The sequence below is a fragment of the uncultured Porphyromonas sp. genome (assembly GCF_934359325.1).
Lineage (GTDB): Bacteria > Bacteroidota > Bacteroidia > Bacteroidales > Porphyromonadaceae > Porphyromonas_A.
Genome location: NZ_CAKRLH010000153.1, coordinates 1 through 4,030 on the forward strand (window position 1 = coordinate 1; position 4,030 = coordinate 4,030).

4 protein-coding genes are annotated in these 4,030 nt (G+C 58.1%); 3 read left to right on the top strand and 1 reads right to left on the bottom strand.

Annotated elements, in window-relative coordinates; all coding sequences use genetic code 11:
• The 3 genes from Q0F21_RS06030 to Q0F21_RS06040 form a co-directional block, all read left to right on the top strand.
• On the top strand, positions 1-909 hold a 909-nt coding region (locus Q0F21_RS06030), incomplete at its 5' end, for an FAD:protein FMN transferase (protein ID WP_297238300.1).
• 6 nt (positions 910-915) lie between these two features.
• A complete protein-coding gene (locus Q0F21_RS06035) occupies positions 916-1,299 on the top strand; it encodes a MerR family transcriptional regulator (RefSeq protein WP_297238302.1) in 384 nt (127 codons plus the stop codon).
• Complete coding sequence (locus Q0F21_RS06040) at positions 1,292-2,269, top strand: ribonuclease Z (RefSeq protein WP_297238304.1); 978 nt, start codon at positions 1,292-1,294, stop codon at positions 2,267-2,269. Before Q0F21_RS06035 ends, Q0F21_RS06040 begins: the two co-directional genes overlap by 8 nt.
• Positions 2,270-2,347: 78 nt before the next feature.
• Here Q0F21_RS06040 and Q0F21_RS06045 read toward each other — a convergent pair.
• Positions 2,348-4,030 (bottom strand): fimbrillin family protein (locus Q0F21_RS06045; RefSeq protein ID WP_297238305.1); only part of this gene is annotated, 1,683 nt, incomplete at its 5' end.

Consider the following 4,030-nt stretch of genomic DNA (forward strand, 5'->3'; position numbering starts at 1 on the left):
ACCTACTACACCGTGACCTATCGTGCCGAAGAGCCCCTGGCTGAGCAGATAGACTCGACGATGGATGCCTTCAATGCGGTACTCAATAACTTTGATCCCACCTCCGTCGTCTCCCGGATCAATGCCAATACCAGCGACCGAACCGATCCTATGCTGGAGGAGGTACTGCGGCAGGCGATGATCGTGAGCGAGGCAACGGATGGCGTCTATGATGTCACCGGTGGTCCGCTCTTCGATATTTGGGGCTTCGGAACCAAGAAGGGGGTGACCCGGCTGGCGACTGACGAGCAGGTCGACTCGGTGCTCCGGTTTGTCGGGTACCGACACCTTCGCATCGACACCCTTGCCCATCGGATCACCAAGGACGACCCTCGGCTCTCCATGGGGCTTGCTTCGCTCTCCAAGGGGTATGTCGTCGACCTCGTCGCTCGGACGCTGGAGCACTACGGGGTGGAGGACTATATGGTCGAGATCGGTGGTGAGGTGACCTGCCATGGGCGCAATCCTCGGGGCGAGTGCTGGAGCCTCGGGATCAATAAACCGATCGAGGACAATACCTCCACGGTCAATGAACTCCTCGGTAAGATCGAGATGTGTGAGAAAATGGGGGTCGCCACCAGCGGAGACTACCGCAACTATAAGGTCATCGAGGGGAAGAAGGTCGCCCACACCGTCAACGCCGTCACGGGACGACCCGCCCATAGTGACATCCTCGAGGCTACGGTCGTTGCCCCGACGACCATGGAGGCTGATGCCTGGGCGACCGCCTTTATGGCAGTTGGACTGGAGCGAGCGAAGGAGATTCTTGAGGGACAGCCTCAGCTCGGTGTCCTCTTTGTCTACGCTGATCCCATCGGCACCGGCTATCTTACCTACACCCACCGCTTAGACCTTCTCCCCCTGAAGTAAGAGACTATGAGAAAAGAGAGGACCGGACAGAGGAAAAACATAGATAGCCTGCCGCGCAGGCTATACACGATCAAGGAGACGGCTGCATTCTTCGGAGTCGGGGAGCATGTCCTGCGGTATTGGGAGAAGGGGACCTCGCTCTCTCCGCGACGGATGCCAAGCGGCTCTCGTCGCTACTCCATCGATGACCTGAAGCTGATCGAGCGGATCTACTACTTAGTCGAGGTGCGGGGGATGACCCTGCAGGCTGCTGCGGAGCAGCTGGATCACCCTGACTTAGATGTCGACCTTGAGGTGAGGGAGCGTCTGATGAAAGTCCGCGAGCGACTCACCGCCTTAAGGGACCGAGTGGGGGAGACCTACGGCATTGCCTCCGACGATAATGAGTAGACCGGAGATCGGCGTCGGGATGTATGTCCAGGTGCTGGGCTGTGGTGCAGCCAAGCCCTCCCTTGGTCACAACCCCTCCGCACAAGTGGTGCGACTGAGAGGCAATAAGGCCTTCCTCATCGACTGTGCAGAGGGGACTCAGCTCCAGATGATGCGCTATGGCGTGCCGATAGCGAGCCTGCACCGCATCTTTATCACCCACCTGCACGGCGATCACTGCCTCGGGTTGCCAGGGCTGATCAGTACGATGTCGCTGATGAGCTTTGATCACCCGATCCATATCTACGGACCGGTAGGTACGGCAGACTTTGTCGATCGGGTCGTCCGCTACTTCACTGGAGAGAAGGGGGAGGAGCGGTATGCAGAGATCGAGGTGCACGAGTGTGCGCCCACCGGTCGGACGGTGATCTACGAGGATCGGTCGGTGACAGTCTCGTGCTTTCCGCTCAAGCACCGCGTCCCCTGTGTCGGCTACCGCTTTGACGAGGCGCCACTGCTGCCACACCTCGACCGGGAGGCGGCCGATCGGGCCGGGGTCCCAATGGCCTACTTCGGTAGCCTCAAGCAGGGGCGTGACTACGTCAGGGAGGATGGGTCGATCGTCCCGGCTGCCTCTGTCACCACACCGAGTCGACGCCCGCTCAGCTATGCCTACTGCTCCGACACGATCTACCGGGAAGCGACGGCGGACTATGTCCGCGGGGTCGACCTGCTCTACCATGAGGCGACCCTCGGAGAGGAGTGGAGCGAACTCGCCAAGCAGCGCGGTCACTCCACCCCCCGTCAGGCGGCCGAGGTGGCAAGACTTGCCGGAGCGGGACATCTCCTCCTCGGTCACTTCTCCTCCCGCTACACGCCCGAGACGGAGGAGTCGATCCTCCTTGCGGAGGCGAAGGAGGTCTTCCCCCGCTCCCTCCTCGCTCACGAGGGGCAGCTCCTTGACTTGGAGAAATTGCGAGAGCAAGAGTAGGGCATAGGGGGTAAAAGCAAAAGCGGTCGGCAGCCACAAGAGGCTGTCGACCGCTTTGTCGTATGGTATAAGGTCTACTTACTCGATCTTGAAGTCATCGACCATAACGTCCCAGGCTACTTCCTTGCCCACCTTAAGGGCAAAAAGGCTGCCACTGCCCGAGGTATTGACTTCGACTCCGGTCAGATCAAGCGTGATCGTGATCCACTTGCCGTTTGTATTGATGGAGCCACCGTACTGATTAGAGTCGGCTACACCGATCGTTGCATCGGTAGTTATATCTCCCAAGTTGTACTTGGCATAGGTACCACTCTTGTCATAAACGTTAATGGAGATACTCTTGCCTGCGCACTCTCCTTTCAGCTTAAAGGTGATCTTCATGGGGTTAGCCGCCTTGACCTCCACATTTTGTACCGTAAAGATGTAGTCATTCTTCTGCGGTGTGCCATTGATGTGGAGTACCTTACCCTGATCCGGATCGTCAGCCTGGGTGGCGTAGTTCTTCAGTCCGAAGTTATTGAGCTTGCCGGTAAAGGCGGTCCAGTCCTCGAAGTCGGCTCCGGGGAAGAGGAGGTTGCCGGTGGTAGGCTGCTCCGGATCTGTTCCGGGCTCTTCAGTACCGGGCTCCTCAGTACCGGGCTCAGTACTTCCCGTTTCTTTCACTTCAAACTTTCCGATCTGCCACTGAGCAGAAGCCTCATCGGTGCTGGTGTACTTGAGAGCGATGTGGATGTTCTTCTCGCCGGCGTAGGCGGAGAGATCCGTCTCAGAGTCGGTGGTGCTGAAGTTCTTCCCCTCGGCAGGCTTGCCGGGGTAGGTGATCGTTAGCTTGGTCCAGGTCGCCTTGGTGGGATCACCGGAGACATAGTCCTTTGAGATCAGTACCTGCTGCTCCTCCTCCACGTTACCGGCATGACCGATGGTGTGATTAAGGAAGAGCTTGGGGGCAGTCGCACCGGTGAAGTCCAGAGCAGGAGTGATGAGCCAGTCGACATTTGCCTTTGCCCCGCCCTTGTAACCACTCATGGAGGCGCCATTCTTGTACTGTCCGTCGTTGCTGATCCTCCACGCCTCATCGCCAGTCTCGCTGAATGCAGAGAAGGGATCAAGGGAAGTGGCAGCCTTAAAGTCATTCACAAAGGGCAGCGCCTTCGCTGACGGATCGTCGGGGGTGACTTCGCCACCATCTCCTGTGCCGCCGTCATCGATATCGCCGATGGTGCTGCCGTCAGGATTGACCACCTTGCCGTCCTTGGTCAGCTTGGCCTTAAAGGTGTAGGAGAAACCGCTATCCAGCTTGGTCGGTGCCTTATTCACCTTGTCCATGCTAAGGGTGAAACTCTTCCCGCCCAGTGTCATCACAAAGGCAAAGGTGTTGTCCACAGCCTGAGGCACGACATAAGAGCTGTAGGTGCCCTTTGCCTCCTTCGTCAGGGTGATATCGCCCTTCGTGGTACCGGTGGTGAGCTCTCCGGTGAGGACATTCATCTTCACGTCGGTCACACCGCCCTTGAAGAGCACGGTAGAGAGGTCATCGAGGCTGAGACCCTCCTGAGCGGAGAGGATGATCTTCACCTGAGCCAGCTTGTGCTTGAAGGTAAAGGGGAGCTTGGGATTGGCTGCTGTGCCACTCTGCGTTGCAAAGAGTACCGGCTGGTCGCTTCCCTTGCTGATGATATAGGAAGCCGTGTTCTCAGAGATTGAGCTCACGTAAGGGTAATAGGCGGCAAACTTTACCTCAGAATTGTCGCCCGGGAGAAG

Excerpts from the sequence above, each read along its gene's own strand:
- Q0F21_RS06035 (WP_297238302.1), top strand. The coding sequence starts at position 916 with ATGAGAAAAGAGAGGACCGGACAGAGGAAAAACATAGATAGCCTGCCG.
- Q0F21_RS06040 (WP_297238304.1), top strand. The coding sequence starts at position 1,292 with ATGAGTAGACCGGAGATCGGCGTCGGGATGTATGTCCAGGTGCTGGGC.